Origin of the sequence: Microcoleus sp. Aus8_D2 (genome assembly GCF_036702665.1) — a bacterium.
GTDB lineage: Bacteria > Cyanobacteriota > Cyanobacteriia > Cyanobacteriales > Microcoleaceae > Microcoleus.
Map to the genome: position 1 here is coordinate 103,320 of NZ_JAUBUN010000014.1, position 14,230 is coordinate 117,549.

General features: G+C 47.7%; 11 protein-coding genes and 1 pseudogene. 8 read left to right on the plus strand and 4 right to left on the minus strand.

The window, feature by feature from the left end:
- The coding region (locus QUB64_RS13780) for a CHAT domain-containing tetratricopeptide repeat protein (RefSeq protein ID WP_333394090.1) at positions 1-1,686 on the plus strand (1,686 nt) is incomplete at its 5' end.
- Positions 1,687-1,704: 18 nt separating this feature from the next.
- Here QUB64_RS13780 and QUB64_RS13785 read toward each other — a convergent pair.
- Together QUB64_RS13785 and QUB64_RS13790 are read right to left on the minus strand one after the other, a co-directional pair.
- A complete protein-coding gene (locus tag QUB64_RS13785) occupies positions 1,705-2,358 on the minus strand; it encodes a Crp/Fnr family transcriptional regulator (protein WP_333272695.1) in 654 nt (217 codons plus the stop codon).
- Positions 2,359-2,560: 202 nt separating this feature from the next.
- The gene (locus QUB64_RS13790; RefSeq protein ID WP_333272699.1) at positions 2,561-2,728 is read right to left on the minus strand and encodes a hypothetical protein; all 168 of its coding nucleotides are present in this window, start codon (positions 2,726-2,728) and stop codon (positions 2,561-2,563) included.
- 396 nt (positions 2,729-3,124) lie between these two features.
- On the opposite strand from QUB64_RS13790, the pseudogene QUB64_RS13795 reads away from it, so the two are divergent.
- The 6 genes and pseudogenes from QUB64_RS13795 to QUB64_RS13820 all read left to right on the plus strand — a co-directional run.
- Positions 3,125-3,427, plus strand: a pseudogene (locus tag QUB64_RS13795) (DUF4347 domain-containing protein); the annotation flags it as partial.
- Positions 3,428-3,563: 136 nt separating this feature from the next.
- Complete coding sequence (locus QUB64_RS13800) at positions 3,564-3,863, plus strand: DUF4347 domain-containing protein (RefSeq protein WP_333272702.1); 300 nt, start codon at positions 3,564-3,566, stop codon at positions 3,861-3,863.
- A gap of 2 nt (positions 3,864-3,865) precedes the next feature.
- Positions 3,866-7,699 carry an FG-GAP-like repeat-containing protein gene (locus QUB64_RS13805; protein WP_442921660.1) on the plus strand — a complete coding sequence of 1,278 codons (3,834 nt, stop codon included), beginning with the start codon at positions 3,866-3,868 and terminating at the stop codon, positions 7,697-7,699.
- A 452-nt stretch (positions 7,700-8,151) separates the two neighbouring features.
- Positions 8,152-9,051, plus strand: a complete 900-nt coding sequence (gene hslO / locus QUB64_RS13810; RefSeq protein WP_333272704.1) for an Hsp33 family molecular chaperone HslO — start codon at positions 8,152-8,154, stop codon at positions 9,049-9,051.
- 251 nt (positions 9,052-9,302) lie between these two features.
- The gene (locus tag QUB64_RS13815) at positions 9,303-11,372 is read left to right on the plus strand and encodes a hypothetical protein (protein WP_333272706.1); all 2,070 of its coding nucleotides are present in this window, start codon (positions 9,303-9,305) and stop codon (positions 11,370-11,372) included.
- Positions 11,373-11,526: 154 nt separating this feature from the next.
- Entirely contained in the window at positions 11,527-11,796 is a 270-nt protein-coding gene (locus QUB64_RS13820; protein WP_333272709.1) for a hypothetical protein, read from the plus strand.
- Positions 11,797-12,015: 219 nt separating this feature from the next.
- Here QUB64_RS13820 and QUB64_RS13825 read toward each other — a convergent pair whose 3' ends face one another.
- Both QUB64_RS13825 and QUB64_RS13830 read right to left on the minus strand, forming a co-directional pair.
- On the minus strand, positions 12,016-12,489 hold the full coding sequence (locus tag QUB64_RS13825) for a TspO/MBR family protein (protein WP_333272712.1): 474 nt from the start codon (positions 12,487-12,489) through the stop codon (positions 12,016-12,018).
- A 229-nt stretch (positions 12,490-12,718) separates the two neighbouring features.
- Entirely contained in the window at positions 12,719-13,300 is a 582-nt protein-coding gene (locus tag QUB64_RS13830; protein WP_333272715.1) for a hypothetical protein, read from the minus strand.
- A 351-nt stretch (positions 13,301-13,651) separates the two neighbouring features.
- Here QUB64_RS13830 and QUB64_RS13835 point away from each other — a divergent pair, with 351 nt between their 5' ends.
- Positions 13,652-13,966: a zinc ribbon domain-containing protein gene (locus QUB64_RS13835; RefSeq protein WP_333272717.1), complete on the plus strand. Its 315-nt coding sequence runs from the start codon at positions 13,652-13,654 to the stop codon at positions 13,964-13,966.
- Positions 13,967-14,230 lie beyond the last annotated feature (264 nt).

The following is a 14,230-nucleotide window of genomic DNA, read 5'->3' on the forward strand; positions in this document are numbered from 1 at the left end:
AAAGCGATCGAGTACGCTCAGCAGTGGTTGGCGATCGCCCGAGAAATTAAAGACCGCGAAAGCGAGGGGAAAGCTCTGGGAAATCTGGGAATTGCTTACTATTCCCTGGGCGACTATGCCAAAGCGATCGAGTACGAACAGCAGTGGTTGGCGATCGCCCGAGAAATTAAAGACCGCCAAAGCGAGTGGAAAGCTCTGAACAATCTGGGATTTGCTCTCTACAAATCTGGCAATCTCCCAGCAGCCGAGAAAACGCTACTTGATAGTATTAAAGTTTCGGAATCTCTCCGAGCTGGATTAGAGGATGCCAATAAAGTATCAATCTTTGAAACCCAAACTAACCCCTACGTCAATTTACAACAAGTCCTCATTGCCCAGAAAAAAACTAATGACGCTTTAGAAATAGCCGAACGGGGTAGAGCCAGAGCTTTTGTCGAGTTATTGGCATCTCGCCAAGCCCTATCTGCATCTGTCCCAACTACTATCAACCCGCCCAATATCCAGCAAATTAAACAAATTGCTCGAGAGCAAAACGCTACCCTCGTCGAGTATTCAACTATTGGGAATGAATCCCTCTATATTTGGGTCATCAAGCCGACTGGCGAAATTGTTTTTCGCTCAGTTGACATCAAATCTCCTAACATCAATTTACCCGAAGCTACCGAAGGGACAAGAGTATCTGCTGCTACCGGGAGGAGAGGATTAAACGAGCAAGATACCGCCATTTCTGAGATAATTCGCGGCACTCGCGATGCTCTGGGTTTGTCGGGGGACATTGCCACTCAACAAGCAGCTAATCGCCCTAATTCTACCCCTGCTGAACCTCGCATAGTCTACCCCAAATTACAGGAAATTTATCGATTACTCATTCAACCAATTGCCGACCTTTTACCCGCCGATCCCAATGCTCCGATCGTCTTCATTCCCCATCAATCCCTGTTTTTAGTTCCCTTTGTCGCGTTACAAGATCCGGCAGGTCAATATCTGATTGAAAAACATACCATCCTCACCGCTCCCGCCCTTCAAATTTTGCAGTTAACCCGCCAATCACGGCAAAAAGTTCGACAACTTTCTCTCCAAACTAACTTAGTTGTCGGCAATCCAATTATGCCCAAAATTGGCAACCCGCCGCGCCAATTACCTCCCTTACCTGGCAGCGAACAGGAAGCAATTACAATTGCCAAAATTCTGAATACTCAAGCAATTACAGGCTCTCAAGCGACTAAAGCATCGATTGTACAACAGATGCTAAAAGCCAGAATTATTCATCTGGCAACTCACGGATTGCTCAATGAAGTGAAGAGGCGAGATTTACCGGGCGCTATTGCCCTTACTCCATCAGGAAATGATGATGGATTGTTGACTTCCCGTGAAATATTGGATTTAAAATTAAATGCTGAATTAGTGGTATTGAGTGCTTGCAATACTGGCAGAGGAAAACTCACAGGCGATGGCGTGGTTGGGTTATCTCGTGCTTTAATTAGTGCTGGTGTTCCTAGTATTATCGTTTCTCTGTGGTCAGTGTCCGATGATTCGACAGCGGAATTAATGGCAGAATTCTATCGCCAGTTACAGCAAAACCCGAATAAAGCTCAAGCTTTGCGGCAAGCGATGTTAATTACAATGAAGATGCACCCAAATCCAGAAGATTGGGCGGCGTTTACGCTGATTGGCGAAGCAGAATAAGATGGTTATCTTCGCTTGCTACACTGCTTGAGGATTGCAGCCAAACAAATCGGAGGTAGAGGCAAAAACATCTTTGTTAAGTATTAAATGCCGATCGCCATCTCGACCGATTAAGCCTTGCTGGTGTAATTTTCCCAACATTCGCGTTACCGTTACCCGCGTCGTACAAATAGTATTAGCAATATCTTGATGTGTCAAGCGGATGCTCAAACGAGTTCCCTCAACTACAGGCTGACCGAAGTCCTGTTGCAATAATAGCAGAAGCTGATACAAACGATCTTCTACTCGGCGCTGTCCGGCGATCGCCAAAATTGATTCCATTTGCCGCAGCCGCCGCACCATTTGAGGCAGCAACTCGTGAGCCAATTGAGGAGAAGCTTCGATTTCCACCATAGAATACCACATCAAATAAACATCTGATGTTGCCGTAGCTCGGTAAGTCTGCAAGGAAGTCAACCACAAACCGAAACACATCGAAGGCCCCACCCAACCCAAAAGTCCTTCTTCTCCGGTGGGATAAAGGGTACTCAGTTGTGCTAAACCTTGACAGACGCGCCAAAGGCCTTGGGACATTAAAGGAATGGTTTCGCCCTTTGCATAAAAATGCAAATTTCGAGTCGCTCCTGTGTTATGCTGGACTTCCGCTAAAAGTGCTTTCGATGTTGGTGGCATATCCGTTATTTCCAGCTAAAAAACAATACTCTCAGACCTAGCGCTCTCACTCTAACCGACCAAGGTAAAGGTTAGGTAATCTTCTGGTTAGCGGGAGTATAAGCTTTTCTACATGAAAACTCTGTATCAACAATTACTCAAAGCCTGACTGGGACATTGCTCAGAGTATCGTCCGATGTTTGTGCTAACAATTCATCTAATTCTAAGTGGCTAAAAGTTCGATCGCCATTTCTAGGTTTGGAAAGTTCCACAATCGCCCAGTTTTGCCAAAATGCGAGTCTTCGCACCGGGACAAAATGCGATCGCGCCAGCCATCTCTAACATCCGACTGACTGGATGCCGTGAGATATTTGGGTGTTCCGTCCACCATTGCTAAATCGACTGGTTTGATAGGTGGTGCAATCGAGGCTGATTTTTGGTTGGGTTAGCTAAGGAATGAAAATCGCGATCGCTAGTTCTGCAATGATATTAGCCTTTGGTAGAGAGATCGGATGTGCGATCGCCCTGACGTTAGATATGTGGTCTATGATTGCTATACAGAAAAAATCACAAGCAAGTATAAAGTTTTACTAAATCTCCTTGACAGAATTTCACTGAACTGAGTTAATTAAGCAACGAGTGCTAATCTGCTAAATTTCATGCAAGAAGTACATAGCAAAGATAGGGACACGGCAGTGCCGTATCCTACGCGGGTTTATGGATCTGGGATGTACTTCATAAACGTGGAATCTGCTGTATTTACCAAAAATAGTAGATTAGTAAAAAAATGTCACACACCACATTCACACTCAACACACCTCAAACCACCGCCACAAATCGCGAACACGCATTCATTGCAGCCGACATTCCAGATAGACAAACCCTGATTGACGGCATCCACCCAAGAGTTGAAGTTACCATACTTGATTTGAATTGTGATGCCGTAGCCCAAATCACCGAAACCCTCAAAGGCAAACAATATTCAGTTATTCATATTATTTCACACGGCGCCCCAGGCCACATACAGTTAGGGAAAACACCATTAAATCTTGAAACTCTTCCCCAATATATTCAGCAGCTACAACAATGGCGAAAAAGCCTCACAGAAAACGCCGAAATCCTAATTTACGGGTGTAATGTTGGCGCAACAATCGATTTGGCAACCGACAACCAAAAGCCAAACCACCCACCAATAACCCATCCGTTACATCCGCGGAGCGAATCCGTTGCCGAACTTCCTCCAGCGCCTCCACCAATTCACCGGGGCGAAGATTGCCGCCAACCCGCACCCCACGGGCAATGCAGCACTAGGAGGAACCTGGAAACTCACTGCATCAATCCCCCCATCCCCCTCTCAACCCAAACTCCCATTCACAGAAACCGCCCTCAAAACCTACAGCGGCATCCTGAGTTTCGCCCCCAAAGTTGACTTCGTAATTGGCATTGCCCCCCCGTCGTCAACAGCAACCTCTTCAACGGCGATGGAAAAATCGGCGACTTCAACAGCGATGGAAAACCTGACGTAGTTGTGGCGAACCTCAATAGCAACACCGTCTCCATCCTGCTCAACACCACCGCCGCTGGAGCCACCACCCCCACTTTCGCAACCCGAGCCGCCTTCCCAACAGGCACTGGCCCCATCTCCGTCAGCGTCGGCGACATCAACGGGGACGGAAAACCTGACTTAGCAACGGTGAACCTTTACAACGGCACCGCTTCCGTCCTGCTCAACACCACCACAACAGGAGCCAGCACCCCCACTTTCACCACCCAAGTTCCCTTCGCAACTGGCCCTGGCCCCAGAAGCGTCAGCCTCGCCGACTTCAACGCTGACGGGAAACCTGACTTAGCTGCGGTGAACTACGACAGCAACAACGTCTCCATCCTGCTCAACACCACCGCCACCGGAGCCACCACCCCCACCTTTGCCCCTCAAGTTTTGTTCGTTACTAACCCTCGCTCCTACTTCGTCGGCATCGGCGACTTCAACGCCGACGGGAAACCTGACTTAGCTGTGGGGAACCTCTGGGACTCCACTGTTTCTGTACTGCTCAACACCACCCCCGCCGGAGCCACCACCCCCTCTTTCGCCCCCCAAGTTCCCTTCCCTACTGGCAGTGGCCCCTGGAGTGTCAGCATCGGCGACTTCAACAGCGATGGGAAATCTGACTTAGCTGTGTCAAACGTCAACGACAAAAACGTCTCCGTCTTGCTCAACACCACTACCGCCGGAGCCACCACCACCTCTTTCACCACCCAAGTCACCTTCCCAACTGGCAATTATCCCTTTTCCGCCAGCATCGGCGACTTCAATGGCGACGGGAAACCTGACTTAGCTGCGGTGAATGCCAACGACAACAACCTCTCCATCCTGCTCAATACCACCGTCGCCGGAAGCACCACCCCGTCTTTTGCCCCCCAAATTCTCTTCCCTGCTGGCGCTTACCCCTACTTCGTCAGTATCGCCGATATCAACAGCGACGGGAAACCTGACTTATCTGTGACGAACTTTGGCAGCAGCACCACCTCGATCCTCCTCAACAGCACCCCCAAAATCAGCATTGCAGCCGGCACCACCCCCACCGAAACAGGCCCCACCACCGGCACATTTAATATTACCCTCGACACTCCCGCCCCCGCAGGCGGTTTAGTCATCAACTTCGACACCACCGGCAGTACCGCCGCCAACCCCACTCACTACTCCCTAACTGCCGGCACGAATATCACCGCTGTGACTGCCAATACTTTCACCATTGCCACCGGTCAAACCACCGCTGTTATCAATGCTATACCCATCGATGATACTATCATCAACCCAGGGGAAACAATCAAAGTCAACATCACTCCAGATCCCAGCAATTTCAACTACTTTATCGATCCAGTTGCTGCTAATAGAACTGCGACACTGACAATTACCGACAACGACATTCCTACAGTCAACCTCTCAGTTTCTCCCACCACAACTACAGAAACCGGAAGTCCAGCGATTACCGTCACCGCCACTGCATCAGGCGCAGTTGTCGGAGTTAAAACCGTAAATGTTGCTCTTTCAGGAACTGCAACTGCTGCCGACTTCACAGGAACAATTCCGAATAGCATTACCATTCCTGCCGGTCAAACCACAAGTTCATTTACTGTCAATATCAATGATGATGCACTGATAGAAGGAACTGAAACAGGTACTTTCACAATCTCCAATCCTTCTAGCGGTATTGTTTTGGGAACTACGACAACTGGTTCAGTTGCAATTACCGATAACGACTTCCCCACAGTTAACCTCTCAGTTTCTCCCAGCACAACTACAGAAACCGGAAGTCCAGCGATTACCGTCACCGCCACTGCATCTCAAGCAGTGGTTGGAGTTCAAACCGTAAATCTTGCTCTGTCTGGGACTGCAACTGCTGCCGACTTTACTGGGACAATTCCTCCTAACATTACCATTGCTGACGGTAAGACAACAGGTTCATTTACCGTCAATATCAATGATGATGCACTGGTAGAACCTACTGAAACAGGTACTTTCACAATCTCCAATCCTTCTAGCGGTATTGTTTTGGGAACTACGACAACTGGTTCCGTGGCAATTACCGATAACGATGTCACACCTGCACCGGAAATTCAAGTATTAGACGGGACAACGGATATTGTTGATGGTACGGTAAGTGCGATCGACTTTGGTAGCATTACCGTTGGCAGCACTCTCAACAAAACCTTCACCGTCAAAAATCTCGGTACAGCGGATTTAAGTCTAGGGAAAGTGACTTTACCCACAGGATTTAGCCTAGTTGGAACTTTACCTGCAACTGTGGTGGCAGGCAATAGCGCTAACCTGCAAGTTCAAGTAGATACGACAGTAGCAGGAAATAAAACAGGTAAGTTGGAATTTGTCAACAATGACAGCGATGAAAATCCCTTTGATTTCCCGATTTCAGCGCTGGTAAATCTCGCACCGACTCCAACGCCTACACCTGTACCGGAAATTCAAGTTTTAGACGGGACAACGGATATTGCTGATGGTACGATAAGTGCGATCGATTTTGGCAGTGCAATAATTGGCGGTACTCTCAACAAAACCTTTACCGTCAAAAATCTCGGTACAGCGGATTTAAGTCTGCCGAAAGTGACTTTACCCACAGGATTTAGCCTAGTTGGAACTTTACCTGCAACTGTCGCCGCCGGTGCAAATGCTAACCTGCAAGTTCAAGTAGATACAGCAACCGCCGGAAATAAAACAGGTAAGCTGGAATTTGTCAATAATGATAGCGATGAAAATCCCTTTGATTTCCCGATTTCGGCATCAGTCACAGCAACGCCAAGTCCAACGCCAATTCCGACTCCAATTCCAATTCCAACACCAACGCCAACACCTGCACCTGTAACAACTCCAACACCTGCACCTGTAACAACTCCAACTCCAACCCCTGCACCTTTAACGACTCCAACGCCTGTTAACACTCCAGATCCAAACTGCATTTGCGACAAAATTGAGTATCCCAATCTCAATCAACCCAATCAACAAATTGATAATATTATCAATGGTGGCGATCTACTAATTGGCACTCCCAAAAACGACGCATATTTTGGCAGCAACAACCCCAATAACTGTAATGCTTTGACTGGCAACGACAACCTGATTGGTGGCGAATTTAACGATCTATTTAATGGCAATGAAGACAATGACTTCATTGACGGCAACAAAGGAGACGACATTCTATTTGGAGGCAAAGGAAGCGACATCATTCTTGGTGGTTTTGGGGAAGATATAATCTTCGGGAATAAGGGCAACGATTCAATTAACGGCAAAGAAGATGATGATTTAATCTTTGGCAATCAAGCCAACGATTTGAGCGACGGTGGCAAAGGAAACGATTCTTTATTTGGCGGCAAAGGAAACGATTTAATGTTTGGTAGCGAAGGCAATGATAGTCTCTACGGGCAACTAGGAGACGATACTTTGTGTGGCGGTGCGGGAGATGATTTCCTCAGCGGTAACGAGAATCAAGACCTGATTGATGGCAGTGCTGGAAATGATACAATTTATGGAGGTGAAGAGAGTGACACTCTCCTCGGTTGCGAAGGCGATGATTTCTTGTCGGGAGATTTAGGGAATGATAGCTTGATTGGCGGTTTGGGGAATGATACTTTTGTGTTAGATTCCCGTCAGGGATTTGACATAATTGCAGATTTTCTTAAAGGTCAAGACTCGATTGGATTAACTGGAAAATTGAGTTTTAACCAGTTACAAATTAGTCAGAAAAATAACAACACTATGATTAAAATCAAGGGAAGTGAAAAAGTATTTGCTTCGTTAAATGGAGTGAATGCCAGTTTAATTGGTGTTAACGATTTCCGAATAGTTTGAGCCTAAAACAATACCAGTTTTGAAAGGTAGGGAGACGGTATTGCCGTTTCCTCCGGGGCCGGACTTAGGCTGGGCCCATTCGTGTCAACTTGAGCTGCGAACGTATTCACAGACTGTTGTTTACCGCCTAGGCCAGATCCCCCCCTAGCCCCCCGACCTAAGGGGGGGACAGGAGCATTCTCTTTCGTCAACCCCTACTCCCCTTCGATCGGGGGGATGCGAGGGGGATCGGGCAAGAGGATCAAAGCGAGATTTTTTAATGCTTTCAGGCGATTGTTGACACGACGAAAGGCTCAGCCGTTTCCGTACAGATGTTCTCTCGGTAGGGAGACGGGATTGCCGTTTCCTCCGGGGCCGGAGACGGCTGAGCCGTTTCTCTACAGATGCCCCTATCTCCTGCGACAACCTTCTAAAATAGTTCCAGCAGTATCAAAAGACAAGTCAGGTTTTTCATGGCCGATCAATTAATTCGCGCTACAGCCGCAGACGGTGGAATTCGCGCTGTAGCCGTCATTACCACCCGCCTCACCGAAGAAGCAAGACAGCGGCACAAGCTCTCCTACGTCGCTACAGCAGCCCTCGGACGCACAATGTCGGCAGGGCTGTTACTCGCTTCCAGCATGAAGCGGCCCGAATCGAGAGTCAATATTCGCATCAAAGGAGATGGGCCCCTCGGTGGACTGCTGATTGATGCGGGACTTGATGGCACAGTTCGAGGTTATGTCAGCAATCCCTCAGTGGAATTGCCGCCCAATGCTAAAGGCAAACTTGATGTCGGTGGCGCCATTGGTGACGGCTATTTGTACGTGGTGCGGGACGCTGGATACGGCTTCCCTTACTCAAGTACGGTAGAATTGGTTTCCGGCGAAATAGGCGACGATCTAACTAACTATTTGGCAACCTCCGAACAGACGCCTTCGGCTCTGGTTTTGGGCGTGTTTGTCGGGGCGGCGGGGGTGCAAGCTTCTGGGGGCGTGCTGTTGCAGGTTCTGCCGAAGGCGGCAACGGATGAAGAATTGGTGCAAACTCTAGAATCAAGGGTGGCTGCACTGTCGGGCTTTACGCCGTTGCTACAATCGGGGAAAACGCTGCACCAGATTCTGGAAGAGTTGCTGGGTGATATGGGCCTGGAAATTTTCCCGGAAACTCAGATGGTTCGCTTTCACTGCGGCTGTTCGTTCGATCGAGTTTTGGGAGCTCTGAAAATGTTGGGCGAAGCGGAACTCCAAGACATGATCGAAAAAGATGGCGGGGCTGAGGCTACTTGCCATTTCTGCAATGAGGTTTACAAGGCTAACAGCGATGAACTTGCCGAACTGATCGGGGATTTGCGATCGAACTCCGGTTCTTGAGACGATAATGTGTAATTGGCTCTATTGACTGCGAGTTGGGGATGACGGCCTTGACCAATTGCCAATTACGCATTATCAATTACCTAATCACGAAATTTTGATTTTGGCGGCGCAGGCGATCGGCCCAAAGCAGTCTTGAGCCGGCGGGAGTATGTAAAAGTCATGAATACATTTTATAGAGCAGTTGATAGCAGCGCTCGCAGTTTTCCAATAACTAACACTGGCTGGTTGCTGTTTGTGGTAAGCACGATATGAGTCAAGATCGCAAAACACCAGGCCGTTGGTCTGCATCAGAATCCTTGGAGCCAAAAAAGGATATTTCCTCGCTAGTGCCAATTCCAGCTAGGAAAAATCGCGCTGAGCGACTTAGAGAGATCCGAGATTTGGTTACTTCGGGAAAACTGCGGGGAGGGCATCTGGAACAGCCACCGCAAGAGTCTGGGGAAAACTCCCAGCCGCCGGGGGATCGCTATCGGCTGTGGCGGAGCTGGTCGCATAAGTGGCAGTTTTGGCTGGCGGTGAGTTTGATGCTGTCGGTGGGTATGGGGTTTGTGGCAATTTCGTCTTTGCTCAACTTGACTGCGCAGTCGAATTGCTCGAAGATTTTTTGGCCGACGGCTTCTGCTAACGATCGCTTTTTTTGCGCTCAAGAAGCAGCTAGCAAGCGGACGGCGGATGATTTGCTGCACGCGATCGAATTAGTGAATGCTTTGCCCCAAGACCACCCGCTGCGACCGAGAATTAACGGTCAGATCGATCGCTGGTCGCAGGATATTCTCCGGTTGGGAAATTCTAGTTTCCAAGAAGGAAAGCTCCAGGAGGCGATCGCGATCGCTCGCAAGGTTCCTCAAGACGTTCCCGCTTACCCGACGGTGGAAAAGCAGATTGAAAAGTGGCAGTCAACCTGGAAGGATGCAGCGAAAATTTACAGCACCGCAGAAGACCACTTGCGTCAGGAAGAGTGGGGGCTGGCTTTCCGCGAAGCTACTCTGCTGTTGGATACGGGAAATACTTTCTGGGAATCGACTAAGTATGAGGAACTGACTAAGGCAATTCAGGTGACCAAGACTGAGGGCAATAAGTTGATCAAAGCCCGGAATAAAGCGTCGGAAGGAGGCCTCGACAATCTGGTGACGGGGATTAAGCTGGCTCAGGGAATTGAGCAAAAAAGTTATTTGTATCAAGCTGCCAATAAGCTAATCGCGGAATTTAGCAAGAAAGTTATGGAGATCGCCCAAAAACGCTTGCTCTCAGGCGATTGGCAGCAGGCGATCGCGATCGCTAACAAGATTCCCTCCGCGGCAAATTTAAAGGAACAAGTTCAGGATTTTAACGAGTTGGCGACGGCTACTGCTCAGGCTTTGACAGGCCGGGTTGAGGGTTTGTCCAAGGCGATCGAGATTGCTCAAAAGTTGAATTCCGGTCGCCCTTTGTACAAACAAGCTCAAGATTTAGTCGGCCGCTGGCAGCAAGAAATGGCTGATGTGAAAACTTTGGATTTGGCCTTCAGGCTGGCGGCGCCGGGAGGGGTAAATGATTTGAGGGCTGCGATCGCCCAATTGCAAACAGTCCCGGAATCAAATCCCCGCTCTCTGGAAGCTCGCAGTCAAATCGGTCGCTTGAGCCGTCAAATCGAGTTCCTAGAAGACAGTCCGTACCTGCAAAGAGCTAACGATTTGGCGACTGCGGGCGATCCGAATGCTCTGGAGGCCGCCGTTGCTCAAGCTTCTCGGATCGGTCAAGGTAGAGCGCTTTACACGGAAGCTCAAGCCAAAATTCAAGCTTGGATCGAGAGGAGACAGCGGCTTCAAGACCAGCCGTTTTTGGACAGAGCTCAGCAGCTAGCAGCGAGCGGCAATTTGGCGGGGGCAATTGAGATGGCCCGCCGGATTCGATCGGGAAGGGTGCTTTATGAGCAAGCTCGATCGAACATTCGGACTTGGGAGGCTCAATTTTTGGGCGAGCAAGGTTTGCAGAATGCCCGTGTGGCAGCCCAAGCGGGGACTGCGGAGGCTTTGCAAACGGCAATTACCCTGGCGCTTCAGGTGCCCGATTCTAGTTCGCTCCGGTGGCAGGCGAGTGAGGCGATTGAGGAGTGGGCCCAGCGGATTTTGGCGATGGGTGTGGAACAGTCGTCGTCGGATCTGGCTGGGGCGATCGCGACTTTGAAGAAAATTCCCTCGGGTTCTCGGGCTTTCGAGCAAGCGCGATCGCAAATCCAAATTTGGGAGCAGTCGCTGAGTCCCGCGGTTCCCGAGTCTCCGTCTCCGGCTCCCGAGCCGCCAGAAACCGAGCCACCAAGTCGGTCTCCGAGCCGCTAGGTTTGAGCGCGAGAATCTGCTACCTAATATCTTTAATTATCTGTACAAGCAAGCGTTAATTTGTACAGATTTTTTTGCGGTTTTAGTTTTTATTAAAAATGAATATCATAAATAATTGTGGTATGTTTAAGAAATAACTATTTTGAGAAACCAGATGGGTACTTTATTTAGCCAAAAAGAGCGAAATTACTGCACAGTAGAAGATTCACATTTGGATGGTTTTATTGCAGTGATCGTGAAAATATCCAAGAAGCATGGCATTAGTGTCGCAGAAGTTATAGCTGCAAAGGAAGTGCTTGAAAGTGAACGAAAGAACGATCTTTATGTAAAGAATGGCGATGCTTTTGATGAACAGATGGGTGGGTTTGGTGAGCTACTGCAACAACTCATTTCCGCGATAGAAAATTTGCAGTCTGATACATAAAACTATTGTGATAAATTTAAGATAGAAAGAAATGGTTAAAGTTTATGGCAGTCGATATGGTTTGAGATATCCGATCGTTAATTGCCAATTTTCAACAAACAGAAGACCCCAAACCCGGACTTATTAAAGAAGCCGGGGATATAACCGCGAACACATTTTAGGTGTAAAAGGTGCTTTTTTCTATGCTTGCAATCCCATTAAAATGACTAATTCCCGAGCCTAAACATCCGCTGGATTGAGGTGCATCATCGCCCAAGTCGTGTAAGTGCCGATCGGACTCCAGAGTATGTAAGGCAGCAATAACCAGGTCGCTGATTCAGAAACTGGCAACACGCTCAAAGCTAGCACCACGCTTAAAATTGCGCCACTTCCGCCGATTATCGTACCGACTTTTAGACTCCTAACTTTGCACATAACCGACGTGTAAGACATAGTTACTATTTCTAAAAGCAGGTACAAACCCATTCTCAACCAAGTCTCCTGAGTTCCCGGTGCTTTTTCCCAAACAATCACTGCTGACCAAGCTAAACAAATAAAAATTACTGTCCAAATTATAGGAATTGCTTTTTCAAATACGAGCCATCTCGGACGCTGCAATCGGTTGAACCACTGGATGTCGCTGGGCGGGATTCTGTTAATCGCCAAAGCTACTATCAAGACGACTGCTGCAATTACCATCCATGATTTAATCATTTCTCTACCTTGAGTTAGATTAACTGTTTCGATTAAACGTATATTTTAGGTAATTCCGGGGAAAACTACATCTCTCTCCAGTCTTAAATTGATAGTTGCAAGGTAAATTAGGCTGTTAAAAACAGCAAGTTTATGGCCTTCACAATCCCGGACACCTAACCTAATTGTGTAGGGTGCGCACCGCGCACCTTACCGCTACAAGTAGCGTTTAGCCTTGCCAATCAATCGGCTAGCCGAGCCGGTGATGGTGTTCTAATTCTAAACTAGAGTCATCATCTTTTTTGGGAACCAGAAGCGTATTTTCGCTGCTCGGTTCCAACACAGCTTTAATCACTTGGAGAAAACGGTTGGGTTTTTTAGTTTGACCGTTGAGAGTGCGACGGTCCTTAACTTTTTGAGAAAGGTGTCGCATTACAGATAAATCGAGTTCATCGATGAAATGATCTGCTATGCGTTCTCCCATTAAATCAATAGCTTCCGAATACTGATCTGTGAGCATTTCTATGGCATCGTATGCTTCGTCAGCAACTTGACTTGCTAGTGTTTTATTTTGGTCGCCTGATGTCTGAGAATGACTGCGACGACGGTCTAAAAGACTTTGATACTCAGCAACACTCATTCCTAAATTGTATAGGTGATGGTGAGCATGATCCATCAAATCTACTTCACTGGGATAGAAAAAACCGCGAGAGCTGTTGATGCCGTGCAGTTTTGCCCAACGCCGCAGAATAATCTCATCTTGCAGTTGGTATCGCTCCAACATTTGAGCTGTACTTAGCTCTACTTCTGGCGTAACCTTGAAATCGCTCATCGGTAAATCCTCGCTGGTGATGATGAATAAACTTGAAACTTAGAATCAGTAGTTTGGGCGCAGTCTGAAAATGACGATAAATCCTTTGACGGCATTCAGATAAGTCTTGGGGGCATTTGCTAGCCGTCGATCGAGTCAGGGGATTTCAGGGTAGCGTACTATTGGGCTTGGTCTCGATCGCATTCGGAAGCAACTGCACAGGGTTAATAATATAGCTGATTTAGTGTTTCAACAATCATTAAAAATAGTAAACTTTGCTTTTTTGGCTTGAATTGTTAGTAATTTTGAGTTATAATACTCACAGTAACAGTGCAATTAGTAGTTTTAGTAGTTGCAAGCGAGATTCTTAGTATGCCTGTATACGATTATTTTTGTCCCAAAAACAACCAGCAGTTAGAAGTTTCGCACAGCATGAACCTGGAAGTTTCAACTTGGGGTCAACTATGCGAGTTGGCTAAGTGCGAACCTGGGGATACTCCCGCAGATACTCCGGTACGCCGAATGCTCAGCGCTCCGAGGTTGATGAAGCCGACATCTGACACCGATTATAAAAATTCTGGTTTCAGCAAGTATGTAAAGCGGGATGAGGGGGTTTATGAAAATGTCACGGCTAAAGATGGTGAAAGCCGCATTGTCAATCGAGAAGGTAAGCCACTGAAAGACTGAGAATCCATAATAATTAAGTTCGTAGTGAGGACTTCAGTCCTTCTTAAAAGTTCGTAGTGAGGACTTCAGTCCTTCTTAAAGGTTCGTAGTGAGGACTTCAGTCCTTCTTAAAAGTTCGTAGTGAGGACTTCAGTCCTTCTTAAAAGTTCGTAGTGAGGACTTCAGTCCTTCTTAAAAGTTCGTAGTAAGGACTTCAGTCCTTCTTAAAAGTTCGTAGTGAGGACTTCAGTCCTTCTTAAAAGTTCGTAGTAAGGACTTCAGTCC